Raw genomic sequence first — 22,754 nt, 5'->3', positions numbered from 1 at the left:
CGGTTTCGGCCGCCGTGCCTGGCGGACCCTTTCATCGGTTCAGGGTGCAGGGGGACTTGGCGAGTTCGTGGCCCCCCCTTTTGACGCGCCCGCCATTTCCCGGCCCGATATGGCATGGCTGCATGCGCTTGACGGCACGACGGAGGGAATGATGGACGATTTCTTCGTATTGGTGATCGTATATGCGAAGCCGGGGCGGGAGGCTGATCTCAGGGAGAAGCTGACGGCTGTGGTGGAGCCATCGCGCAAGGACCGGGGCAACTTGCGCTATGAGCTATTTGAACAACTGGACGATCCGGGCCGATTCGTCTTCCTGGAGCACTGGGCGAGCGAAGAGGCCCAGGGAGAGCATCACACGCAAGCCGAACATATACGCCGGTTCGAGGAGCACAAAGGTGACTTGGTGGAGCGTGTCGAATTGTTCTACAAGCTCAAGCTCGTTTCCTAGGCATGCACGGCTTGGTATCGCGCCCTCGGAACGGGCGCGCTCTATTTTCCGCCGCCGTCGGCAACGACGGTGACGGTACACGTGGTCCCCATCGCAAGGCGGAGGTCGTCAGGGGGAGCATCCAGATGGATGCGCACGGGCACGCGCTGCGCCAGCCGGATCCAGGTGAACACGGGATTCACGTCAGCCAACAGATTCGCGCTGGTAGGGTTGTCGCGGTCGGCAATGCCTCGTGCAATGCTCTCCACATGTCCGCTTAACGGATCGCCACCAGATAGCAGCCTGATCTCGACTTTCGCGCCTACGCGCACCTTCGACAGTTTGGTTTCTTCGAAGTAGCCGTAAATCCAGTAGGAGTGCTTGTTGATGACGGCCATGCGAGCCGACCCGGCACTCACGTAATCGCCAGCATAGAGATTCAGGTTGGTTACGTATCCGTCTACCGGGGAACGAATCTCGCTTCTTTGCAGATTCAGCTTCGCGGTATCTCGGGCTGCCAGGCTAGCGTCGTAGTTCGCTTTCGCTTGCTTCTCCTGGGCACTGGTATCCTCCCGGCTCTCTATCGAGATGACCGAACTATCGAGGTCACGGCGCCGCATTGTCTGCTGGTGCCGCATGTCCAGCTCCGCCTTGCGGGCCTGGACCTGTGCTTCGGCTTGGGCGAGCGCCTGCCGGAAGCGTTCCTGGTCGATCACGAAGAGCAGGTCGCCTTGATGTACTTCCTGGTTATCTTTCACGGGTACGCGGGAAACCAGGCCGGAGACATCCGCCGCGATATTCACCACTTCCGCGCGGACGCGGCCGTCACGCGTCCATGGTGAATACATGTAGTGTGTCCAGAGACTGTAGCCGAGTACGATTGCCGCTATTGTCAATAGCAAGGTGACAAGCAGACGCAACAGGAATTGCGTTTTCAATTTCATGTTCCTGAATGATTTTGATCCGATTAGAGATTGCCCGGGGCTCGAGACTCAGGCCCATAGCATCAGGCCGATGCCGCTGAACATGCACACGAACAAGGCTGCGCGAAACAACGCGGGATGCCACACCAGACGATAGAGACCAATGCGTGCGAACAGGTAATCGACCAGCAGGTAGAGCACCACGCAAGCCAGGAATACCGGCAGCAAAGTCGGCACCAGGACGGATGACAAGGCGATTTCACGAGACATGGGACACTGCTCCGGCTTTGCTCATTCCTGGCTCGCAGACGTTGTCTCATCAAAGCCACCGCCCAGGGCTTGCATGAGACGTGCCCATGCATCGAGGCGGCTGGCCTGCACCAGCGCGAGGCTTTGCTGCTGGCGCCTGAGTTCGTTCTCCGTGTTCAGTACGTTGAGATAGTCGGTGAACCCGCCGCGGTAGCCTTTCTCGGCGAGCCCGTACGCCTGCTTTGCCGACAGTAGCGCTTCCTCGATGCCGGCCTGCTGCTGGGTGAGCGACTGGAGGGAGATCACTTGATCCGCCACGCTTTGGAAGGCGGAAAGCACCGCTTTATTGTAGCTCTCGACCGCGAGGTCGTAGTTCGAGGTTGCGGCGCCATAGTTGCCCTGCCTTCTCCCACCGTCAAAGATAGGCAGCGAGAACGCCGCGCCAACGTTGTGTCCGATCGCGTCGTTGTTGATGAGCGTAAAGAAGTTGCCGAAGGCCGCGGAAGCCAGGCCCAGGCTCGCCACGAGATTGATGTTCGGGTAAAAATCTGCCTTTGCCACCTTCATGCCTTGCGCTGCCGTTTCTACGCGCCAGCGCTGCGCCACGATGTCGGGCCTGTGTCCGACCAGTTCCGCCGGCAGCGTGGCTGGCACGGCAATCGGCGTTTCCAGTATCAGTTTTGGGCGCTGCAGCCGTTCCCCCGCGCCCGGACCGTCGCCGCTGAGCACCGCAAGTTGGTTCTTGATCAGCGCGATCTCCCGTTCCGATTGTTGTAGCTGCGCAAGCAGGGCAGGGATCGGCGTGCGCGCCTGGCTCAGTTCCAGTTGGCTGGCAAGGCCCCGGCTGCTGCGCTTGCGGATGATGTCGTAGATATTGCTTTGCCGCGCAAGCATCGCCTTGTTCACATCCCAGATTGCATACTGCAGGGCCAGTTCCACATAGGCGCGAACCACGGAGGTCTCCAGGTTCAACTGCACGGCGCGGGCATCGGCGGCGGCCGCTTGCACATTGTCGATGGTGCCCTGCAGTACGGCCCGGTTCCTGCCCCAAAGGTCGAGGTCATAGGAGAGATCGATGCCTATGTGGTTGTTCCACGTGGTGTGGCCGCCAATGGGCTGCGGGGTGGACAGTCGTGGAAACCGCGTCCGGCCGAACGCACCGCCACCGGTGACGCTGGGCTCGACGGCAGCGCCGGCTATCCGGGCTTGCGCTTCGGCAAGCTGGCTTCTTGCCTGCGCGATTCGCATATCGGGACTGCCTATGATCGCCCGCTCTACCAGCGCATTCAATGCCGGGTCGCCTAGGCGGTCCCACCAGGCCTGCTGCGGCCAGCCCGCGTCCTGCTGTGTAGTGCGCAAGGCGGTGCCGGCATCGACTGCTGTGGCATCGATCAGGGTGGATGATGGGGTGATGCCGCCTGTATTAGCGCAACCGGCGAGAACGCAAGCGCAGGCACAGGCATAGGCACAAATTAGGGATCTAGCTGGCACGGCGAACACCCGCATGATTCGGTTGGTGGGAGGCAACGGCATGCATGCTTCCTGCATCAGGCAACTTCGGCACCGGTGCCAGGGAAGGCATTGACCAGGGGGAGGGCATCGTCCAGCAGCGACAGCCTGATGAAGTGCAGGAATGCCCGGACCTGCGATGGCCGCGGCTCAGGCTCTCCGCCTGTCCTATTGCTTGCCGTCCCGGCTGTCTGTTCAATGGCGCTTTCGACGGCGCGCAACGCGACCTCATGAGTCTGCGGCGAGGGTGTAAGGAATAGCGCGGAGATCGCCGCCAGCATGCTGCCTTGTTGTTCTTTCCATCTCGCTGGCATGACCTCCCTGGCGGTCGCTTCACGAATATTGATCACGCCAAGCCCGATCTCCAGCGCGGCGAAAGACCATCCCAGCAGTTCCGCCTGGCTGGCGCGGCCGGTCACCGGCCGAGTGCCGGCGTACTGTACGAAATCGCGGATATTGCTCTCGAAGGTCAGGCGCAGGCCATCGAGTGCACCATGGCACGCCTCTCTTGCCACCAGCTTGCGCAACTGATTCAGATAGCGCTCGGCCAGCCAATGACCGCCCTGGGGCATGATGGTCGCAAAAGCGAGCGACGCTATCGCAATGCCAAGCAGCGTGGCAAGACCCGAGTCGAGATAGCTCGTCGGGTTGTAGACGGTCGGGTTTGTCAGATTGCTGAGGAAGCTGAAATAGATACCGAAGCCCAACCCGATCGTCGCGGTTTTCGGAAAGGTACCGAGATAGCTGCCGGCCAAGATGAACGGGACGATCCAGACCGCGAGCAGCAGGAACCCATCGAGGCGAGGCAGGATGAAGAAGTTGAAGAACAGGCCGGCCAGCCAGGCCGCCGCACACCCGATGAGCATCTGCCGCGCGACGGCGGTTGGCTGGGGCATGACCGAGTAGAGCGCGATGGCGATAGCAGCGGCGATGACTGCCGAGCTGCCGCCGTTCCAGCCCGACGCAATCCAGAGCCAGGAGCACGCCAGGATGGCCATCGCCGCGCGCAGGCCGGATGCCAGGGCAAAGGCGCGATTCCCCGAGTACAAGAGTTTGCTCGGCCGTTTGCGGGGGCGCTCCGTGACGAATGTGCGCGCCGTGCGCAGGGCAATGTAGTGCTCGGTATAGGAGAGCAGATCGGCCGTGGCTTCGTCGAGTGCTGCCGCACCCGCGGCAAACCGATCCAATACCGGCGGCGGGGCATTGGAAAGTGCCGCCGAGGCGGACGCGATGCGGCCGGGCAATTCGGACGCCAATGCCAGCAATCCGGCATGCAAGCCGCGTACCTCCGGCAGGCTTAACCTGGCGCCATCCGAGGGGAATGGCAGGATTCCGGAGAGCGAGTCGAAGAGGGCATCGAGCGCGCTTGCGGCCCGACGGTCTTCGGTTTTTTCGATGCGTGCGCGCAGTTGGTGAATGGTGTGAAAGCGCGCAATGGCATCGAGGAAATCGTGATTCAGGTGAATCATCAGGTCATTGTTCGCGCGCAGTTCGGGATCCTCGAAGACCACCGCGCTGCGCAAGTTCTCGAGCTGGGCGCGTTCGCCCATCAGATGCAGGTGTGAAAGCCCAAGCGCGGACGGGGACTGCCTGCCGTGCAGGGCTTCGCGGATGAAGCCGACAAAGGTGGTGATATGCTGCTGGCCCGCAGCGAGCATCATCGTTGCGACCCGCTGTGGGAGGATCAGCGCGCTTACCAACCCTGCGCAAAGGATCCCGATCGATACCTCGCTAAGGCTGACAATCACGTTGTCGAAGATCGCATAGGGATTGTTGATGGACGGAACGGCGGCAATACACGTCGCGTAGCCCGCGAGTAAGAACCCATACGATTGATAGTTCCGGTAGTAGGCAGCCCCGCAAACACATAGCCCGGTCCAGACGGACAAGCAGAGCAGAAATAGCACGCGTTCTTGCGGAAAGGCGAAGAACAGCAGCAGGGCGGCCAGGTTGCCAACAAGCATCCCCAGGGCGCGGTAGAAACCTCTTGCCAGCACCATGCCGCTATGCTGATGCATCATCAGGATGACCGCTGAAACCATGGCGGTGCGCGGCGAGGAAAGCTCAAGCCGCATCGAGAGCCACATGGAAAGGACCACGGCAAGCGCGGTCTTGGACGCGTGCACCAGCCGTCCCCGGTCCGCCTGCCAGTATGACTGGACCGCATTGGCGAAAGATGCGCGCTCTGGCGCTAACGTGCTGCCGGATATCTTTGCCATTGCACTTAGGTCAGAGCTTGACGAGGGTGGTAAAAGAGCGCAAACGCTGGTGTTCCCGCAGTTTCCGGGCTGATGTCATCATAGTCGAGCACGAGGTGCGCCGGCGTTCTGCGCGACCGAACACGGTGTTCTGCTGCAGAGGCCAGTGCCCGGGAGCACGGCACCTAGTGTCCGGCAAGATGGTGGAGGCTGTGCATCTTGTCCTGGAGCCATTGCAAGACGCTGGATTTGCCGGCATGGGCGGGCGGCTGCATGTTGCCGAAGGCGCTGTTCGATTCCTGCCGCTGGGAAAGCAGCTGGCACATTTGCGATCCCACTTCAGGACGGGATTGAAGTACCGGTGTGAGATCCGATTTATCCAGCCGGTAGAGGACTACGCCGGTAATTGCCTCAATGGTCACCTGCATGGCAATGCCCGCCAAGACGCCAGGTTCGCCGAACGCTTCACCCGGTCCGAGGCGGGCAGTCTCCACGTGCTCGTTTCCGCGCGCAATTGAGACGGAGAGCACACCCGAGTCCACAAGGAGCATGTAGTCCGTGACATCGGAGCTTGTCACAACTGTCTGGTGCGCCTGGTATTCATGCCGCGACAGGCGTTTGGCAAGTTGGGAGAGTTCGTCCGCGCCCAGCGCCTGGAAGATGCTCACCGTCGAAAGCAGCCGCTGGCGGCGATCGGTCGCCGGAGTGCCTGCGTTGGGGACGGCGAGCGGACGGAGATTGACGTCGACGGATGCCAGGTGCCGATGCGCGAGATCGAAGAGTTGATTCGTGGCCAGTCTTTTATTGGCGATGTCCTCGACGTAGCAGGTAATTTCATAGTCGATCGAGTTGGCGCCGGCTTGTTTCACCATCACCGATGGCGCTGGATTTGCCAATGCGACTTTGCAACCTAGTACCGCGCGCTCCAGCGCTTCCACAACCACGCTCGGGCGGGCTTCCGGTGTGACCTGGATGGATACGTTGACACCGTGCAGTTCCGAGGGCCGGCTGATATTGGTGATCTTGGCCCGGGCAGTCACGTTGTTGGGGATCACCACCAGATTCCCTTGGGCACTCAGCAGATGGGTGGCGCGCCAGTTTATCTCCAGCACCTTGCCGTCCACGCCATCGATGGAGACCCAGTCGCCGAGATGGTAGGGCTGTGTGGCGTTCAGTACGAGTCCGGAGAACACATCGCTCAATGTACTTTGGATCGCCAGGCCAACAATGATGGCCAGGGCGCCCGACGTCGCCAGCAAACCGCTCACAGGAAGCTCAAGGACGTAGGCGATGGCCGCCACGGCCGCGGCAACGAAGATCAGCGCGCCCAGCACGTCCTGGAACAGGCGCTCCTGGTGCCAGGCCTTGGGCATGAAGAGCGCGTCCAGGAGAATGGTGAGGGCGCGGGCGCCGAGCAGCCACCAGATGATCTCCAGTGCCTGGCCAAGGAAATGGCGAACCGGCTGCTCAGGCGACGGGGCTGCATCGAGCGGGCTCATGCCGCCATGGAGAAGCACGGCAGTCAGCAGCGCAAATACTGCCAGCCGGACGGCAAGGCGCAGCCGCTTGTAGCCGGGTTCGATAAGGCGCCAGGCGAGAACATCGCACAGCACCAAGCCAACGCCCAGGCAAAGAGGATCCAGCAAATATTCCATGGCGAGACCTTGCATACGGAGGATGCCAATTCATGCAGCCATAACAAGCCGCCCCTGGAAAGTGAGGCAAGAGGCTGGCGCGGTGTTTCCAATCAGAACGGGAGCAGGTAGCGCAGCACGATCTTGCTGCCCTCTGGGCGATTCCTGGCGCCCCATTCCTTATATGCATTCAACAGGATCTGGTACGAACTTCCTTGGTATAGCACCCCAGGGCCGGCCCCGAAGAGCCGTTCCTTGGAGTCCGACTGGTACTTGCCATCGATGCGATCCTCGCTGAGTTGTTGCAGGGCATAGCCAGCGATGCCGATCCGCCAGTGCTTGGAAACAGCATAGGAGCCAGAGAGGTTTAGAGACAGCGCGTCACCGGCCTGCACGGAGTCTGCGTTCAAGGCCGGGGATGGCTTGGTGTTCTTGCCGTTCCACTGGTAGTTGAGCCGGGCACTGATCTCGAACTTATCGGTGGGCATCAGCGTGAAAGCATAGTAAGGCGCGATCGTCCAGGCATGGCTTCCGGCGTTGGCGAGCGCATTGCGGTTGTATTGCCCAGTTGGTGCCGAAAAGAGCAGGTCGAACCGCTGGAAAAAGGGCATGCCAAACAGCGTCTGGCCGGTCCATTGAACCAGGAATGGGCTGAACTGGACGTCGCCGGCAGCAAAGTTGCTGTCTTCAAGGCCAGGCCCGACTTTGAGGTTGGCATAGACAAGCGGAAGCAGTATCTCGCCGCCAACATGTCCGCCAAGCAGTGTGAAATTGGGGGATATGTAGGCAATATGCGGAACGATGGCAGCCACCTCGATGCGCGGCCCCCCCGGGGCGGCGTTGCCCGCGTCGTCCTTGATGGTCGTGGCGTGGTAGTAGCTGGAGCCAACCTCGAAAAGGAAGCCTGGCCCTGCGACGCCGTCCAGAAAGCTCGTGTTGCCGAGATTCATAGGCGGCAATGTCACCGCGTCCGCCAAGGCGGCGGACGACAAAAAGGCGCAGCAAATCAGCGGTAGAAGCTGGCGCGTAATTTTCATATCACAGCCTGTTGATGTGTGATGGCGCCCGCTTTGACGCCAAACGAGGGATAGTCGGCAGGTCCTGGCCGGGAAGGGACTCTAGACCTGCTGGAACAACCGCGACATCTCTGCCACCGGCGATGGAGGGGGCGAGCGGCTGTCGCAACCGATTGTCAGCGGAGCCAGTGAGCACAGGACGCGCGGCGAGCGCGTTGACGCTCGCACAGCGGCGCTGTGCGCTGACCAGGCCCCGGCATTCGGGAAATACCGATCGGCAGCTACGACATTACGATCAAAGCAATGGCAGAAAGAATGAGCGCGTCGAGTTCGCCTTCGGTGGGGCGGTAATTAGTCGCGAGCGCACGGTGCAATGTGCCGGCGATCACGATGCTGTGGAATAGTTGGGCGGCGATCTCAGGTGTTGCAGCCAGCGTGGCCCCTGCCGCCTTACGCATTGCCAGGAAATTGGCGATGTAAATGCAGGAAGCCTTCGGGCCGCGTGTGTACCACGCATCGCCCAGTTCAGGGAACCGACGGGATTCGGCGATGATGAGCCGCAGGAATGCGAGGTGGCGCTCGTCCAGCAGCGATTGAAGGAAGCTGTGTGCAATGTTCCGCAAGCCCTGCGCTGCGCTGCTGTGCGAGAGGTCCAGGCCCTCGGTTTTTTCCAGGAATTTGCCGCAAAGCATCTCTACAACTGCGACGAATAGCCCATCCTTGCCGCCAAAGTAGCTGTAGACATTGGTTTTTGAGCCTCCACACGCCTTGACAATCTCGTCGAGGCTGACGCCGTCGTAGCCGTGATCGAGAAACATGTCTGCGGCGGTGGTCAGAATCAGCGCGCGCTTATCTTCCCCCCGGCGCGTCAAGCGCACAGGCGGCTTCGCGGAGGTTTTCGTCAACGTGCTCTGTCGTAGGTCCATTGAGTAGCAAGGTGGTTAAGAGGCCAAGCGCCAAAATCGCGACCTGATGTCTCAGGTCCTGCGCAGTCTATCAAATCGAGGATCCAGGGCGTTGCGGCAGCCCTGTGCCGCTCAAAGCATTCAACGATCCCGAACCCTGTCTTCCAAACCAAAGAATACCATACGGTACGGTTTTGTCTATAGTGCACTTCAAGGGCGTAACCACTCAGGTCGAAAAGTCCATCTGACGTGATTTCCCGCTCTCTTTTTTTGGTTTTCAAAGGAGCAAGTGCGATGAGAAAGGCAATGGTTGGCGCGGTCGTGATGCTAGTAGCGAGTTCAGCCGCGCAGGCGACTGTGCGTTCGCCCGACGTCTTTATAGACGGTGCGCGTAGCAGCCGGCTCGAAGCCCCGCCGGTGGCGACGCAGGACTTCCCGCGGCACGGCGGACTCGTCGATGAGCAGTTCCGCAAGGTAGCGGTGCGCAAGGCCGATCCCTATACCGATGGCGCGGCCCGCCCAGTTGATCCCTTCACGGATGGGGCCATCCGCCAAGTCGATCCGTTCACGGACGGCGCGCTGGCAAAGATCAGTGAGGCTGAACCATTCACGGACAAAGCGTGACCTTGGGCGAATCTGCCGGGCTATGCACGGTTCGCCCGTCCTCGTTCAAGTCCTGGCTTGCCAACTGATAGATCCCACCCTAGAATTATTTCGCATATCGCTATTATTTGCGGCTAGCGCAAAAAATAATGAGGAGATGATATGACAAACGAGCAGATAAAACAGCTCCCGGCTGGCCGTACGGCCATCGCCGAGGTGGATATCCATGGGGTCTGCGTGCACGGCAAGGACCTGAGCCAGGAACTCATCGGCAAGGTCGGCTTCACGGAGTACTTCCTGTTTCTCCTTACCGGGCGGATACCTGACCAAGGACTGGTGGCGGTCACCAATGCCTGCCTCGTCGCCATCGCCGAACATGGCCTGGTGCCATCCGTACAGGCTGCGCGAATGACCCTTGCCGCTGCCCCGGACGCGCTGCAGGGCGCGGTTGCGGCCGGCGTCCTTGGCTGCGGCTCCGTGATACTGGGTGCATCGGAGACTGCTGGCCTGATGCTCAAGGAAGTGCTGGCGGGCAAGGAGGTCAGCTCCATTGCAGAAAGCGCGCACTCTGTCGTCCGGGCCTTGCGCCAGGCGCGCAAGCCGCTGCCGGGCTTTGGCCATCCCACGCACAAGCAGGGCGACCCGCGCGCGCACCGGCTGCTGGCGTACTCGCGCGAACTAGGCCTGGCGGGCGAACACGTCGCCGCACTGGAAGCGGTCGCCGATGCGGTCCCGGCGCACTACGCCAAGCCATTGCCCATGAACGTGTCCGGGGCGATCCCGGCGGTTCTGCTGGATGCCGGATATCCGGCCGGCGCCTTGAAGGGGGTGCCGCTGCTGGCCCGCGTGGCAAGCCTGATCGCCCACCTGCAGGAAGAGCAACGGCAGCCTATTGGCTTCATCCTGGCCGATGCCGCCGAACACGCCATCGCTTTTGACGGCATCCCGGCGAGGGCAGCATGAGCCATACTCATTCCGTCGGTAACCCGGCGATGATCACCCCGCTGGAGGTGCTCCGGCAGTACCGGGCACATGACTTCACGCTGCCGGATTTTCTGGCCACGCGGGTCGAGGCGCATCCGGACAAGCCCGCCATCTTGTTCGAAGGCGAGACCTGGACCTATGGGCAACTGGAAGCGCAGATTTCCCGCGCCGCGAATTGGCTGGCGCACGATATGCGTGTGCGCCCCGGCGACAGGATCGGCATCCGGTGCCGGCGAATCCGGACTACCGGCTGGACGAGGCGCTCTACGTGCTCCGGCACGCGCAGGTCTCGGGCGTTGTATGTTCCCCGGCCACCTTCGAAACCGCGGCTGCCGTCGCCGCCGAACTTGGCGAAAGTGTCTGGCTGCGCGCCAACGAGGCCGGCCAGCACGCGGTGCCCACGCTTGAGGAATCGATGGGCGCCGGCACGCCGGCGCAGGTGCCGCCGGGCACGGGCAACGCGACCGATACCGCGCTGATCATTTACACCTCGGGCACCACCGGTTTCCCGAAAGGCGCCATGCATAGCCATCGCGGCTATGTGCTGACCGCGGAGGCATTCGTTGGCCGTCTCCACCTGCAGCCCAGCGAGCGGGTGATGTGCGTGATGCCGTTGTTCCACATCAATGCGCTGATGTACTCGGTTGGCGGCGCCTTTGCATGCGGCGGCTGCCTGGTGCTGCTGCGCAAGTTCTCCGCCTCGTCCTTCTGGCGCTTTGCCGCGGAGAGTGGCGCGACCGAGGTCAACCTGGTGGCTGCCGCCGGCAGCATCCTGGCGCGCCGGCCGCGCGAGGAATTCGTCCCCGGCCACCGCATCACCAAGATGTTCATCGCGCCGCAAACGCAGGAGATGGTCCGCGTGATGAAGAACGAGTTTCATGTGCCGCGGCTGATCGAGTGCTATGGCATGACCGAAATTCCGGGCGTGATCGCCAACCCCTTCAATGGGCCGCACAAGCTGGGGACGATGGGCCTTATCTCGCGTCATCCCGATACCACCATCGCGGCGCCCGAAGCCCGCATCGTCGACGACGAGGGCGTTGACGTGGCCCAGGGCGAGGAGGGCGAGTTGCTGATCCGCACGCCCACCTTGATGCAGGGCTACTTTCGAGACGCCACACAGACCGAAGCCGCCTTCAAGGCCGGCTGGTTCGCCACTGGCGACCTGGTGCGCCAGGACGCCGACGGCTACTACGTCTTCGTCGCTCGCAAGAAGGACGTCATGCGGCGCAAGGGCGAAAACGTGTCCGGCGCCGAACTGGACCGCATTTTCGGCGAGCATCCCGCAGTCGAAGAAGCCGCGGCCATCGGCGTGCCGGCCGAGCTTGGCGAAGAAGAAATCATGCTGGCGGTGCAGCTCAGGAAGGGCCAGACGGTCAATCCGGCAACCCTGGTTGCCTGGGCCAAAGACCGGCTTGCCGCGCACAAGCTGCCGCGCTTCGTGGTGCTGGTCGACGCCATTCCCCACACGCCCACGCATAAGCCGGCCAAGCACAAGCTGAAGGCGGATACGACCCTGCTTGCGCGAGCCGTCGACCTGGCCGGCGGCGCCGCAACCCGATAAATCAAGACGGAGACAACCATGAACATGCAAGACAACCCCACCCTGCAACGGGCAATCGGCGCGATGTGCGAAGGTGCCGCAGGTTCCGATCCGGCGCTTCAGGCTCGCTTCGCGGTGGCGCTTCGCCACTTTCACGCCATGCTGGACGAATTGCGCCTGACGGACCAGGAGCTCTATCGCATCGTGGGCTGGCTGGGCAAGGTGGCAGCCCAGGATGAACTCATCATGCTTTGCGACATGATGGGCATGACCATGCGGGCCTTGGTTTTGTCACGCTCCGACGATCAGGCCACGCCACAGAACGTGACCGGCCCGGGGTTGCCGAAGGCCCCAATCCTTGTTCACTGGCGACGGACGAAGAGCCCGGCCAGCGTCTCGAGCTAAGGGGGCAGGTGCGCGACGCCGTGACCGGCCGTTCCATCCCGGGCGCGCAACTCATCGTGTGGCAGCCGAACCAGTTCGGCCGCTATGAAAACGAGGACGATTCCCAGTCGGCGGACAACCTGCGCGGCAAGTTGCGCTGCAACGCGGATGGCGGTTTCAGTATTCTCACGGTGCGGCCAGGCGGCTACATCATCGGCCGCGAAGACACCGAAGTCGGCGTGCTGATGAAGCGGCTCGGCCGCAACCGCCAGCGCGCTCCGCACATCCACTATCGCGTGGTACATCCCGGCTATCGGATGCTCACCTCGCAGGTCTATTTTGCCGGCGATCCCGCCAATCCGGTCGACTGCATCTTCTCGACCATCGAGGACCACATCGTGGCAGTGCGCCCGCACCCCGAGCGCGACAACTACCAACTGGTGGAGCTCGATATCGCCATGGAGCCCGAGGCGTCACGCTAGGCGCGTGCCGGTCTTGCCTAGCTCAGGACGCCGCCGAAATGGAGTGCGCCAGGGCGGGCGCTCGCTGAATCGCCGCCTCGATCGAGGCCGCGGCCTCGCGCAGCGCGGGCAAGCGGGTGGAGAGCAGTTCCTCCATGCTGGTCCGTTCGGCTTCGGTCGAGCAATTGATGGCGGCGATCACCCGCTGCTGTGGGTCGCGCACCGGTACCGCGATCGACAGCACGCCGATTTCCAGCTGGCTGTCCTGTGCCGCGTAACCCTGCTCCAGTGCCTTGGCCAGCGCCGCCCGCAGATCGTCTGCTTCGCTCAGCGTCATCGGGGTGTACTTCTGGAACGGCGCCTTGGCGAGGACGGCGTTCTGCTGCCGCTTCGGCGCGTGCGCAAGCAGCAGCCGCCCGAGCGAGGTGCAGTGGACCGGCAGGCGGTAGCCAACCGAGGCGCGAAACGCGATGCGGCGGCTGCTTGGCACGTGCGCGAGATAGACCACGCTGTCGCCGTCGAGGATGGCCAGCGAGACCGAATCGCGAAAGCGCTCGGCCACCTCTTGCAGGAAGGGCTGCACGATGTCGCGCAGGTTCATGGAGCTGAGGAAGGCCGCCCCAAGCGACAGCACCTTGGGCAAGAGCAGGAATCGACGCCCGTTCGCGCCGATGTAACCGAGCGATTGCAGCGTCAGCAGCGCGCGGCGTGCGGTGGCGGGGCTCATTCCCGTGGCCTGGGCGACTTCGCTCAGCGTCATTTCGGGTTCGCTGTCGGTGAACGCCTGAATGACCGCAAGGCCTCGCGCCAGGGCCGCGACATAGTCGCGGTGGCCTTCTTCCAGTTTGGGCTGCGCGTCCTCGTCAGCCGCGGCAGTGGGTTTGGCGATTGGTTTCATGCGCGTATTTTAGCCACAAGACAGCCGCCATCGGCATTCCGGAGCACAAGATCATGGTGAGGCTCGATCCAACGTCATTGCGGCTCTTCGTCGGTATCCTCGAAGAGGGCTCCATCTCGGCTGCCGCCGAACGCGCGCATCTTGCCGCGGCGGCGGTAAGCAAGCGCGTCAGCGAGCTGGAGCACTGCCTGGGAACGGCGTTGCTCGTGCGCAGCAACAAGGGGGTGCGCCCGACGGCAGCGGGGGTGGAACTGATGCACCTGGCGCGTGGCGTCCTGCACGACCTCGACGATATTGCCGTTCGCATGCGCGACTATGCCGGGGGACTGCGGGGGCGAGCCAGGGTATTCGCCAATATCTCCACCATCACGCAGTTCCTGCCGGCGCAACTCAAGTCCTTCCTGGCGGCCTATCCGCTGATCGACGTGCACCTGGAGGAGCGCATCAGTTCCGCGATTGTGCGGGCCGTGGCGGAGAACGCCGCCGATATCGGCATCTTTACCGCCGGGGCGGCCGGGGCGGGGCTGGAGACCTTTCCCTACAGGCGCGACGAACTGGTGCTGATCGTGCCGCAAGGGCACGCGCTTGCCGGGCGACAGTCGGTGGCGATACGCGAGACGCTGGACTACGACCACGTGAGCCTGCACGCGGGCAGCCACATCAACCTGCAGCTGATCAAGGCCGCTAGCGAAGCGGGCAGGGCACTCAAGCCGCGTATTCACGTACCGGGCTACGACGCCCTGTGCCTGATGGTGCAGGCCGGCCTGGGCTTGGGCATCCTGCCCAAATGCAGCGCCGCGCCATACCAGCACACGCTTGGCATCCGCACCATCAGGCTGGACGAACCGTGGGCGGAGCGCCAGCTTGTGATCGGGGTACGCGCGTACCAGGGCTTGTCCGTGGTGGCGAGGCTGCTGGTCGACCACCTTCGCGAGGCGCCGTAGCCGTGCCGGCCCTGCCATCGCGTTTTGCGATGGCGCGCTCGCCAATGGTTGCTTTACGGCTCGCGCGACTTCTTTCAACCTTCAGTACCGCAAGCCACCAGGCAATAGTGGCAGACAGGAGTTCGATACAGCCATGGCCGAAGCCAACAACGACGACAAAGACAACGTCAACGACAAATCCTCCCTCCGGGGCATCCGGGTCATTGAACTCGGTTCGCTGATCGCCGGACCATACGCGGGCAGCCTGCTGGCCCAGTTCGGTGCCGACGTGCTGAAGATCGAACCGCCCGAGCAGGGCGATCCGCTGCGCAAATGGCGCAAGCTGTATGAGGGCACCTCCCTGTGGTGGTACAGCCAGAGCCGCAACAAGAAATCGGTGACGCTGGACCTGCGCTCGCCCGCGGGCCAGGACATCGTGCGCAAGTTGGTCGCCAGTGCCGATATCGTGATCGAGAACTTCCGGCCAGGGACGCTCGAAAAATGGGGCCTCGGCTGGGAAGACCTGCGCCAGGTCAATCCGGCGCTGATCATGGTCAGGATTTCCGGGTACGGTCAGACTGGTCCCTACAAGGACCGGCCGGGCTTTGCCGCCATCGCGGAATCGATGGGCGGGCTGCGCTACGTCTCGGGCTATCCGGACCGGCCGCCGGTCCGCTCGGGCGTGAGCATCGGCGATACGCTGGCCTCGCTCTACGGCGTGATCGGCGCGCTGCTGGCCATGCATCACTTGCGCGCCAACGGCGGCGAGGGCCAGTTTATCGACGTGGCGCTCTACGAATCGGTCTTCGCCGTGATGGAGAGCCTGGTTCCCGAATACTCGATGCTCAAGCATGTGCGGGAGAGATCGGGCGCCAGCCTGCCGGGTATCTCGCCTTCCAATACCTATCCCTGCAAGGACGGCCACTACGTCATCATCGCCGGCAATGGCGACGCCATCTTCAAGCGCTTCATGACGGCCATCGGCCGCGGCGATCTCGGCGAGGACCCGTGCCTTGCCCATAACGACGGCCGGGTCGCGCATAACGCGATGCTCGACGAGGCCATCGCCGCGTGGACATCCTCGCATGACCTGGAAACGGTGCTCGCCACGCTGGGCGCAGCGGCCGTTCCCTGCGGCAAGATCTACACGGCCGCCGAGATCTGCACCGATGAGCACTATCGCGCCCGCGACATGATCGAGACCCACACCCTGCCGGACGGCGTGCCAGTGGAAATGGCGGGGATCGTGCCCAAGCTCAGCGAGACCCCGGGCAAGACCCACTGGCTCGGCCCGGCGCTGGGTGCCCACACGGAGGAGGTGCTGGCATCGCTCGGCATCTCCGGCGCCGAATTCCAGGCATTGCGCGAAGCCGGCGTGGTCTGAACCGCCAGCCGGCACGACAGGAGAAAGTCATGTGGTTTTCAAACGCCCCACAGCTGGTATTCATCAACGAGGTTTCGGTACGGGACGGCTTCCAGATCGAACCAGAGTTTATTCCGACCGGGCAGAAGATTGATCTGATCGACCAGCTATCGGCAACGGGACTGGCCAAGATCGAGATCACTTCCTTCGTCTCGCCCAAGGCCATTCCGAATCTGCGCGATGCCGAAGCGGTCGCCAGGGGGATCCGGCGCCATCCGGATGTCACCTACGCGGCGCTGGTGCCGAACGAGCGGGGCTGCGAACGGGCGCTGACTTGCGGCATGGACGAGATCAATCTGGTCATGTCGGCAAGCGAGACGCATAACCTGGCCAATATGCGCATGACCTGCGCGCAGTCGATCGAGCAGTTTCGCGGTGTGATGCAACTGGTGCAGGGAACGGCGCTGCGGGTCAGCGGCTGCATCGCGACGGCCTTCGGCTGCCCGTTCGAAGGCGAGATCGCGCCCGAGCGGGTGAAATGGGCCGCCGAGCAGTACCTCGGCATGGGCATGCACAGCATTACGCTGGCGGATACCACCGGCATGGCCGATCCTCGCCAGGTGGGCGCACTGGCGGCGGCCTTCCACGCATGGTTCCCCGGCGTGCCCTTGACCTTGCACTTCCACAACACGCGCGGCATGGGGCTGAGCAACGTGCTGGCGGGACTGGCGGCGGGGGTGACCAGCTTCGACGCGTCGCTGGGCGGGCTGGGCGGCTGCCCGTTCGCGCCGGGAGCCACCGGCAACATCTGCACCGAAGACCTGGTGCACATGCTGGAGTCGTCCGGCGTTGACACCGGGGTCGACCTGGACCGGTTGCTCGGTGTGGCGCTCGGCCTGCCGGCCCTGGTCGGGCACGACATTTCCGGGCAGGTCGTCAAGGCCGGCAAGCGCACCGACCTCCATCCCAGGCCTGCCTGGCTGGAAACACGATAGGCCGGCAGCGCAATCCAGCATCCCTTGGCAAGACCCGCGCGCGACCTGCGCCTGCGCGGGGTATTACGGAGACAAACATCATGCTTGAAGTCAGCCAACCGGCCAGCCTGCTCGACAAGCTCTGGGCCAGCCACGTCATCCACGAGGAAGCCGACGGGCCCTCGCTGATCTATATCGACCGGCACCTGGTGAACGAGGTGACCAGTCCCCAGGCCTTCGAAGGCCTGCGCCTGAACGGGCGCAAGCTCTGGCGCGCCGCTTCGGTGCTTGCCACGGCCGACCACAATGTGCCGACCACCGCGCGCGCGCAGGGCATCACCGATCCTGTGAGCCGCGCCCAGGTGGAGGCGCTGGACCAGAACTGCGCCGACCACGGCATTGTCAACTTCGGCATGGACGATCCGCGCCAGGGCATCCTGCACGTGGTCGGGCCAGAGCGCGGAGCCACGCTGCCCGGCATGACCATTGCCTGCGGCGACTCGCACACATCCACGCACGGCGCATTCGCTGCGTTCGCCTTTGGTATCGGGACCTCGGAGGTCGAGCAGGTGCTGGGCGCGCAATGCCTGTGGATGACCAAGCCGAAATCGATGCTGGTCAGGGTGGAAGGCGAGCTGTCGCTGGGTGTTTCCGCCAAGGATATCGCGCTCAACCTGATTGGCCGGATCGGCACCGCCGGCGCGACCGGGCATGTGATCGAGTTCGCTGGCAGCACCATCCGCGGCCTGAGCATGGAAGCACGCATGACGGTCTGCAACATGGCGATCGAGGCGGGGGCGCGGGCCGGCATGGTGGCGGTCGACGAGACCACGCTGTCCTATCTCCGGGGCCGTCCGCTCGCGCCTGAAGGCCAGGCGTGGGAGACCGCCAGCGCGTTCTGGCGGAACTTGCGCAGCGACCCGCACGCGGTTTTCGATGCCATCGTGGGGATCGATGCGGCATCGGTCCGCCCGCATGTGACCTGGGGCACCTCTCCGGAAATGGTGGTGACCATCGGCGAGCGCGTTCCCGATCCCCAGCGGGAGCGCGATCCGGTCAAGCGCAAGAGCATGGAACGGGCGCTCGACTATATGGGCTTGCAGCCGGATACGCCGCTGGAGTCCATCCCGCTGGACAAGATCTTCATCGGCTCGTGCACCAACGCCCGTCTTGAGGATCTTCGCGCGGCGGCGGAAGTGCTGCGCGGCCGGCATATCGCCCCGAGCATCCGCCTGGCCCTGGCGGTGCCCGGCTCCGGGCTGGTGAAGTCGCAGGCTGAGGCCGAAGGGCTGGACCAGGTCTTTATCGCGGCCGGCTTTGAATGGCGGGAACCGGGGTGTTCCATGTGCCTGGGCATGAACGACGACAGGCTGGCGGCCGGCGAGCGATGCGCGTCCACCTCGAACCGCAATTTCGAGGGCCGACAGGGACCAGGAGGGCGAACCCACCTGGTGAGCCCGCAGATGGCGGCCGCGGCGGCGGTGGCGGGCCATTTCGTCGGTGGCGGGCCATTTCGTCGACATTCGCGCGCTTTGACAGAGGAGGTAGCGATGAGAGCCTTTACCACGCTGGACGGACTGGTGGCGCCGCTGGACCGCGCCAACGTCGATACCGACGCCATGCTTCCCAAGCAGTTCCTGAAATCCATCAAGCGCAGCGGATTCGGTCCCTACCTGTTCGATGAATGGCGCTACCTGGATCACGGCGAGCCGGGGCAGGACTGTAGCAGCCGTCCGCTTAACCCGGACTTTGTGCTTAACCAGCCGCGCTATCGGGGTGCCTCGGTCATGCTGGCGCGCGAGAACTTCGGTTGCGGCTCGTCCCGTGAACACGCGCCGTGGGCACTCGAAGACTTCGGCATGCGCGCCCTGATCGCGCCCAGTTTCGCCGACATCTTTTACAACAACTGCATGAAGAACGGTTTGCTGCCAATCGTCGCCGATGCGGCCATTGTCGACCGGCTGTTTGCCGAGGTCGCGGCGGCGCCCGGCTACCGCCTGCAAATCGACCTCGCCGGGCAGACCGTGACGACGCCGTCCGGCGAAGCGATTGGCTTTTCGCTCGACCCGTTCAAGAAGTACTGCCTGCTGAACGGGCTCGACGATATCGCGCTGGCGCTGCGCCACGCCGTGCAAATCCGCGGCTATGAACAAGAGCGGGCACGGCGGGAGCCCTGGTTGTTTGCCTGAATGAAAGCCAGCCGGCGAGCTGGATTCCAATACTGAAATGGATGGAGACACTATGCTTTGGCAAGACCACAAGCGGCAACCCGGCCGCGAAAATTCCCTTGCGCGCGGGAACAAGGATGCAAGGGCGGACGCAAAGACCAGCAGGCTTTCCCGCCACTGCAGGCACATGGGCCTGGCGGCCCTTGCCCTCGCCTGGCTGACCGGGGCGGGCACGGCGTGGGCGCAGTCCTATCCCGCCCAGCCCATCAGGCTGGTGGTGCCGTACGCGCCCGGCGGCACCACCGACATCATCGCCAGGCAACTGGCCCATCGCATGTCAGAAAAACTGGGCCAGCAAGTCGTGGTCGAAAACAAGAGCGGCGGCAACACCGTGATCGGCGCGGAAGCCGTGGCCAAGGCGCAACCCGATGGCTATACGCTGCTGCTGACGAATGACGCCACCTTTGTGCTGAACCCGGTGGTACTGCCCTCGCTTTCCTACAACGTCTCGCGGGATTTCGTGCCGGTGGCCGCGATCGGCTATGTGCCCCTCGTCATGGCCGTGTCGGGCAGCTTGCCGGTCAATAGTCTCAAGGAACTGGCGGCCTATGCAAAGAGCCGGCCGGGCACGCTCAGCTACGGCTCGTTCGGCAACGGCAGCCAGCCCCACCTGATGGGGGCACTGTTCAACAAGCTGGCCGGCACCGATCTGGTCCACGTGCCCTACAAGGGCTCCGCGCCGGCGGTCAGCGATGTCGTGGGCGGCCAGATCCTCCTGACGTTCCCGGCGCTGCCCACCATCCAGAGCTTCGTCGGCGCGCGCAAGATCAAAGTGCTGGCGGTGAGCGGCGAGAAGCGGACCCGGGCCCTGCCGGATGTCCCCACATTTACAGAGGCCGGCTTCAAGGAGATGAATATCTCCGCCGTCTACGGCGTGCTTGCCCCGGCAAAAATGCCCAGGCAGGTGGTGACCAAGCTGAACACCACCATTGTCGAGATCCTCAATGAGCGGGACTTCGTCGAGAAGAACTTCGCCGCGCAGGGGATGGTGCCGATGAAGTTCAGCCCGGAGCAGTTCTCGCGCTATATCGACGAGCAGACGCAGCAGACCAGGAAGATAGTGGCGCTCTCCGGCGCGAAGGTCGACTAGCTGGCCGGTCCATAGGCGGCACATGGCCGCCGCGCCCTCGATCACTCACTTTGCACAGGCAATAGGGCGTCGAGGGCTGTTCCCGCATCGCGCCTTGCGGCCTCTCTCAGGCTGCAAGGCGCCCCCATGCCCGCATGGCTCGCGGTATCTCCCACCTCCGGTGAAAACCCCGCCTTGCCTGCCTTCGGGTTCTCAACTAAATTTCTTCGCACAACGACTTTTTTTGACGAAAAAATGAGCGTTGACCAAAAGCACATAAAGGACGAGACAAAGCATGAATCCCTTGCGAATCGGCTGGATTGGCGTCGGCGCCATGGGCCGGCCAATGTGCCTGAACCTGCTGAACGCCGGCTATCCAGTGATGGTCTTCGACAAGACAGCTTCGCAGTGCGAACCCGTCATCGCGGCGGGCGCAGCCATGACAGCCTCGCCGAAGGACCTGATGGCGGCGGTGGACGTAGTCTTCTCGACCATATTCAACGATGAGGGGTTGCGCGACATTGTCATGTCCGAGGATGGCCTCCTCGCCGGAGCGGCGGGTGCCGGGATCCATGTCGATATGAGCACCGTCTCGCCCGATGTCTCTGCCACGGTTGCGCAGGCGCTTGCACAGCGTGGCGTGCAGTACCTGCGCGCTCCGGTCTCCGGGACGGTGTCGCTGGCGGCGAGCGCGCAATTGAGCAGCTATGTCTCCGGCCCGAAGGAGGCCTTCGATGCTGTGCGCCCGGTCCTGGCCTGTCTCACGGCGAGGCAAACCTATGTCGGAGAGGCCGAAGAGGCGCGCGTCATCAAGCTCATGATCAACCTGATGGTGTTCATGAGCACCGCGGTGATCGGCGAAGGGCTCGCCTTCGGCGCGCGCGCGGGGCTGGACCGCGCGCTCATGATCGACGCGATCAACGACAGCATCGTGGCCAGTCCGCACTACAAGACCAAGGCGGAAAAACTGAAGCAGCGCGAGTACAGCGCCGACGGCGCCATCTCGCTTGTGGTGAAGGACCTGGACCTGGCGCTGGCGGTCGCTCGCCGCAACGACGCCGCGCTGCCGATTTCATCCCTGGTACGCCAGTACCTCGCCATGATGCAGAGCCGGGATATGAGTCATCTCGATGTGGCCGCGCTTGCTGACGTGCTGGCGATGATGAGCGGGCATGCCGATGCGCAGGACTTCCGCCCGTCTTGCCCGGGGCCGTGAGCCCGGGCCGATCCATCAAGGCCCTCGGGTCAATCACTAATAATAGAAACGGAGCAGACATGAGCTACAGAGCAATCCATCTACGGATGCCCAGGAAGGCGATGGCCGCCGTCATCGCGGGCATGGCGTTCACATGCGCGGTAGGGGCGGCCCTGGCCCAGCCGAAGCCGGGCGGCGAGCCAATCCGTATTGGCGCGCTGTTGTCGACGACCGGCGGACTTGCCGCCGTGGGGCTCGCCGAACGCGAAGGCGCCCTGTTGGCCCAGAAGGTGATCAATGGCCGCGGCGGCATCCAGGGACGCCTGCTCGAGATCGTGTTCGAGGACGACGGGTCCAGTCCGGACTCCGCGGTGGCCAAGGCGAACGCACTGATGTACACGCACAAGGTGCGCGCCATTGTGGGGCCCACGGGAATTGCGCAGACCGTTGCCATCGGCAGCATCACGCAGCCGCAGAAACTGCCCGTATTCGCTTTTTCCGGCCTGGGGCCGGCGGTGGAGCGCGAGCGCACCTGCGTATTTCACATGACGCCCTCGCAGGAGCTCAACGCGCGCGCCGTGCTCTCCTACGCCCGCGACAATGGCCTCAAGCGGATTGGCGTGCTGCATGACTCCGGCTACGGGCAAGTGGTGTGGAACAGCATGAAGAACCTGGACCGCGAGTACGGGGTCAGCTTCGTGCAGGTGGAGAAATTCGAAATCGCCGCGACCGACGTGACCACCCAGGCGGCCAAGGTGAAGGCAACCACGCCCGATGCGCTCATCATCATCTCGACCTCGCCCGCGCCGTTCCGCAATGTGCGCCAACTGAAGATCGGCGTGCCCATCCTTTCCGTGCACGGCACCGCCACCTACGAGACCGTCAAAGCGATGGGCGATGCGGCGGACAACATCATCCACTCAGAGTTCGTGGTGGCCGAGGACCCGCTGCCGAACCAGAAGGTGTTCGTCGAAGCGTATCGCAAGGAGTACGGCAAGCTGCCCAAGCACTTCTCCGCGGTCGCGTGGGACGCCGTGATGGCGCTGGCCGACGGCCTGAAGACCGCCGGCGCGGACGCGCCGAACGAAAAGCTCTGCAGCGCACTGCGCAAGCCATATCTGGGCGCCACCACCCGCTATGACTTCGCTGCGTCCGACATGGGCGGCATGACGCTTGCCGGTTTCACCTACTCGCGGTTGCAAAAGGGCCAGTTCGTGCGCCTCGGCTACACGGCCGCCAAGCCCTAGCGGGATACTGGCAATCTGAGA

21 protein-coding genes and 2 pseudogenes are annotated in these 22,754 nt (G+C 63.4%); 15 read left to right on the top strand and 8 right to left on the bottom strand.

Annotated elements, in window-relative coordinates:
* Positions 1-67 precede the first annotated feature (67 nt).
* The gene (locus OR16_RS20075) at positions 68-448 is read left to right on the top strand and encodes a putative quinol monooxygenase (protein WP_237717132.1); all 381 of its coding nucleotides are present in this window, start codon (positions 68-70) and stop codon (positions 446-448) included.
* 41 nt (positions 449-489) lie between these two features.
* On the opposite strand, the gene OR16_RS20070 is transcribed toward OR16_RS20075, so the two are convergent.
* From OR16_RS20070 to OR16_RS20040, 7 genes are all read right to left on the bottom strand, one after another.
* Positions 490-1,371: an HlyD family secretion protein gene (locus OR16_RS20070; RefSeq protein WP_006159776.1), complete on the bottom strand. Its 882-nt coding sequence runs from the start codon at positions 1,369-1,371 to the stop codon at positions 490-492.
* A gap of 48 nt (positions 1,372-1,419) precedes the next feature.
* Positions 1,420-1,620, bottom strand: a complete 201-nt coding sequence (locus OR16_RS20065) for a DUF1656 domain-containing protein (RefSeq protein WP_006159775.1) — start codon at positions 1,618-1,620, stop codon at positions 1,420-1,422.
* 21 nt (positions 1,621-1,641) lie between these two features.
* Complete coding sequence (locus OR16_RS20060) at positions 1,642-3,132, bottom strand: efflux transporter outer membrane subunit (protein ID WP_237717131.1); 1,491 nt, start codon at positions 3,130-3,132, stop codon at positions 1,642-1,644.
* Between the two features lie 14 nt (positions 3,133-3,146).
* Positions 3,147-5,327: an FUSC family protein gene (locus OR16_RS20055; RefSeq protein ID WP_043420399.1), complete on the bottom strand. Its 2,181-nt coding sequence runs from the start codon at positions 5,325-5,327 to the stop codon at positions 3,147-3,149.
* Between the two features lie 164 nt (positions 5,328-5,491).
* Positions 5,492-6,961, bottom strand: a complete 1,470-nt coding sequence (locus OR16_RS20050) for a mechanosensitive ion channel family protein (protein WP_237717130.1) — start codon at positions 6,959-6,961, stop codon at positions 5,492-5,494.
* Between the two features lie 92 nt (positions 6,962-7,053).
* Positions 7,054-7,977, bottom strand: a complete 924-nt coding sequence (locus OR16_RS20045) for a SphA family protein (RefSeq protein WP_043420397.1) — start codon at positions 7,975-7,977, stop codon at positions 7,054-7,056.
* 260 nt (positions 7,978-8,237) lie between these two features.
* A complete protein-coding gene (locus OR16_RS20040; protein ID WP_043420425.1) occupies positions 8,238-8,861 on the bottom strand; it encodes a TetR/AcrR family transcriptional regulator in 624 nt (207 codons plus the stop codon).
* A gap of 294 nt (positions 8,862-9,155) precedes the next feature.
* Here OR16_RS20040 and OR16_RS20035 point away from each other — a divergent pair, with 294 nt between their 5' ends.
* From OR16_RS20035 to OR16_RS46055, 6 genes and pseudogenes are all read left to right on the top strand, one after another.
* Positions 9,156-9,485 (top strand): hypothetical protein, encoded by a 330-nt coding sequence (locus tag OR16_RS20035; RefSeq protein WP_043420396.1) that lies wholly within the window; start codon positions 9,156-9,158, stop codon positions 9,483-9,485.
* A gap of 141 nt (positions 9,486-9,626) precedes the next feature.
* The gene (locus OR16_RS20030) at positions 9,627-10,427 is read left to right on the top strand and encodes a citryl-CoA lyase (protein ID WP_006159768.1); all 801 of its coding nucleotides are present in this window, start codon (positions 9,627-9,629) and stop codon (positions 10,425-10,427) included.
* Positions 10,424-11,496, top strand: a pseudogene (locus OR16_RS20025) (class I adenylate-forming enzyme family protein); the annotation flags it as partial. The gene OR16_RS20030 and the pseudogene OR16_RS20025, both read left to right, overlap by 4 nt.
* A 45-nt stretch (positions 11,497-11,541) precedes the next feature.
* A complete protein-coding gene (locus OR16_RS46065) occupies positions 11,542-12,012 on the top strand; it encodes an AMP-binding enzyme (RefSeq protein WP_337459856.1) in 471 nt (156 codons plus the stop codon).
* Positions 12,013-12,030: 18 nt separating this feature from the next.
* Positions 12,031-12,396: a dioxygenase gene (locus OR16_RS46060; RefSeq protein WP_237717129.1), complete on the top strand. Its 366-nt coding sequence runs from the start codon at positions 12,031-12,033 to the stop codon at positions 12,394-12,396.
* A 20-nt stretch (positions 12,397-12,416) separates the two neighbouring features.
* Complete coding sequence (locus OR16_RS46055; RefSeq protein WP_237717128.1) at positions 12,417-12,857, top strand: hypothetical protein; 441 nt, start codon at positions 12,417-12,419, stop codon at positions 12,855-12,857.
* Positions 12,858-12,879: 22 nt separating this feature from the next.
* Here the strand turns inward: OR16_RS46055 and OR16_RS20015 are convergent, their stop codons facing one another.
* Positions 12,880-13,734, bottom strand: coding sequence for an IclR family transcriptional regulator domain-containing protein (locus OR16_RS20015; RefSeq protein WP_006159766.1), 855 nt, complete (start codon positions 13,732-13,734; stop codon positions 12,880-12,882).
* A 56-nt stretch (positions 13,735-13,790) separates the two neighbouring features.
* Here OR16_RS20015 and OR16_RS20010 point away from each other — a divergent pair, with 56 nt between their 5' ends.
* The 8 genes and pseudogenes from OR16_RS20010 to OR16_RS19980 all read left to right on the top strand — a co-directional run bounded on the left by OR16_RS20010 (position 13,791) and on the right by OR16_RS19980 (position 22,733).
* Positions 13,791-14,678, top strand: a complete 888-nt coding sequence (locus OR16_RS20010) for a LysR family transcriptional regulator (RefSeq protein WP_043420423.1) — start codon at positions 13,791-13,793, stop codon at positions 14,676-14,678.
* Positions 14,679-14,811: 133 nt separating this feature from the next.
* A complete protein-coding gene (locus OR16_RS20005) occupies positions 14,812-16,041 on the top strand; it encodes a CaiB/BaiF CoA transferase family protein (protein WP_006159764.1) in 1,230 nt (409 codons plus the stop codon).
* 29 nt (positions 16,042-16,070) lie between these two features.
* Positions 16,071-17,015, top strand: a complete 945-nt coding sequence (locus OR16_RS20000) for a hydroxymethylglutaryl-CoA lyase (RefSeq protein WP_006159763.1) — start codon at positions 16,071-16,073, stop codon at positions 17,013-17,015.
* A gap of 80 nt (positions 17,016-17,095) precedes the next feature.
* Positions 17,096-18,511, top strand: a pseudogene (gene leuC / locus OR16_RS19995) (3-isopropylmalate dehydratase large subunit); the annotation flags it as partial.
* A 33-nt stretch (positions 18,512-18,544) separates the two neighbouring features.
* Positions 18,545-19,183: a 3-isopropylmalate dehydratase small subunit gene (gene leuD, locus OR16_RS46050; protein ID WP_237717135.1), complete on the top strand. Its 639-nt coding sequence runs from the start codon at positions 18,545-18,547 to the stop codon at positions 19,181-19,183.
* 166 nt (positions 19,184-19,349) lie between these two features.
* Positions 19,350-20,312, top strand: a complete 963-nt coding sequence (locus tag OR16_RS19990) for a Bug family tripartite tricarboxylate transporter substrate binding protein (RefSeq protein WP_043420419.1) — start codon at positions 19,350-19,352, stop codon at positions 20,310-20,312.
* A gap of 274 nt (positions 20,313-20,586) precedes the next feature.
* Entirely contained in the window at positions 20,587-21,507 is a 921-nt protein-coding gene (locus tag OR16_RS19985; RefSeq protein ID WP_006159760.1) for an NAD(P)-dependent oxidoreductase, read from the top strand.
* 59 nt (positions 21,508-21,566) lie between these two features.
* Positions 21,567-22,733, top strand: a complete 1,167-nt coding sequence (locus tag OR16_RS19980; RefSeq protein ID WP_043420394.1) for an ABC transporter substrate-binding protein — start codon at positions 21,567-21,569, stop codon at positions 22,731-22,733.
* The last annotated feature ends 21 nt before the right edge of the window (positions 22,734-22,754 follow it).

It is taken from the genome of Cupriavidus basilensis OR16 (assembly GCF_000243095.1).
GTDB classification, from domain to species: Bacteria; Pseudomonadota; Gammaproteobacteria; order Burkholderiales; family Burkholderiaceae; genus Cupriavidus; species Cupriavidus basilensis_D.
This window is presented reverse-complemented; position numbering and strand designations above follow the sequence as displayed.

Excerpts from the sequence above, each read along its gene's own strand:
- OR16_RS20070 (WP_006159776.1), bottom strand. The coding sequence starts at position 1,371 with ATGAAATTGAAAACGCAATTCCTGTTGCGTCTGCTTGTCACCTTGCTA.
- OR16_RS20065 (WP_006159775.1), bottom strand. The coding sequence starts at position 1,620 with ATGTCTCGTGAAATCGCCTTGTCATCCGTCCTGGTGCCGACTTTGCTG.
- OR16_RS20060 (WP_237717131.1), bottom strand. The coding sequence starts at position 3,132 with ATGCCGTTGCCTCCCACCAACCGAATCATGCGGGTGTTCGCCGTGCCA.
- OR16_RS20055 (WP_043420399.1), bottom strand. The coding sequence starts at position 5,327 with ATGGCAAAGATATCCGGCAGCACGTTAGCGCCAGAGCGCGCATCTTTC.
- OR16_RS20050 (WP_237717130.1), bottom strand. The coding sequence starts at position 6,961 with ATGGAATATTTGCTGGATCCTCTTTGCCTGGGCGTTGGCTTGGTGCTG.
- OR16_RS20045 (WP_043420397.1), bottom strand. The coding sequence starts at position 7,977 with ATGAAAATTACGCGCCAGCTTCTACCGCTGATTTGCTGCGCCTTTTTG.
- OR16_RS20035 (WP_043420396.1), top strand. The coding sequence starts at position 9,156 with ATGAGAAAGGCAATGGTTGGCGCGGTCGTGATGCTAGTAGCGAGTTCA.
- OR16_RS20030 (WP_006159768.1), top strand. The coding sequence starts at position 9,627 with ATGACAAACGAGCAGATAAAACAGCTCCCGGCTGGCCGTACGGCCATC.
- OR16_RS46065 (WP_337459856.1), top strand. The coding sequence starts at position 11,542 with ATGCAGGGCTACTTTCGAGACGCCACACAGACCGAAGCCGCCTTCAAG.
- OR16_RS46060 (WP_237717129.1), top strand. The coding sequence starts at position 12,031 with ATGAACATGCAAGACAACCCCACCCTGCAACGGGCAATCGGCGCGATG.
- OR16_RS20015 (WP_006159766.1), bottom strand. The coding sequence starts at position 13,734 with ATGAAACCAATCGCCAAACCCACTGCCGCGGCTGACGAGGACGCGCAG.
- OR16_RS20005 (WP_006159764.1), top strand. The coding sequence starts at position 14,812 with ATGGCCGAAGCCAACAACGACGACAAAGACAACGTCAACGACAAATCC.
- OR16_RS20000 (WP_006159763.1), top strand. The coding sequence starts at position 16,071 with ATGTGGTTTTCAAACGCCCCACAGCTGGTATTCATCAACGAGGTTTCG.
- leuD (WP_237717135.1), top strand. The coding sequence starts at position 18,545 with ATGAGAGCCTTTACCACGCTGGACGGACTGGTGGCGCCGCTGGACCGC.
- OR16_RS19990 (WP_043420419.1), top strand. The coding sequence starts at position 19,350 with ATGGGCCTGGCGGCCCTTGCCCTCGCCTGGCTGACCGGGGCGGGCACG.
- OR16_RS19985 (WP_006159760.1), top strand. The coding sequence starts at position 20,587 with ATGAATCCCTTGCGAATCGGCTGGATTGGCGTCGGCGCCATGGGCCGG.
- OR16_RS19980 (WP_043420394.1), top strand. The coding sequence starts at position 21,567 with ATGAGCTACAGAGCAATCCATCTACGGATGCCCAGGAAGGCGATGGCC.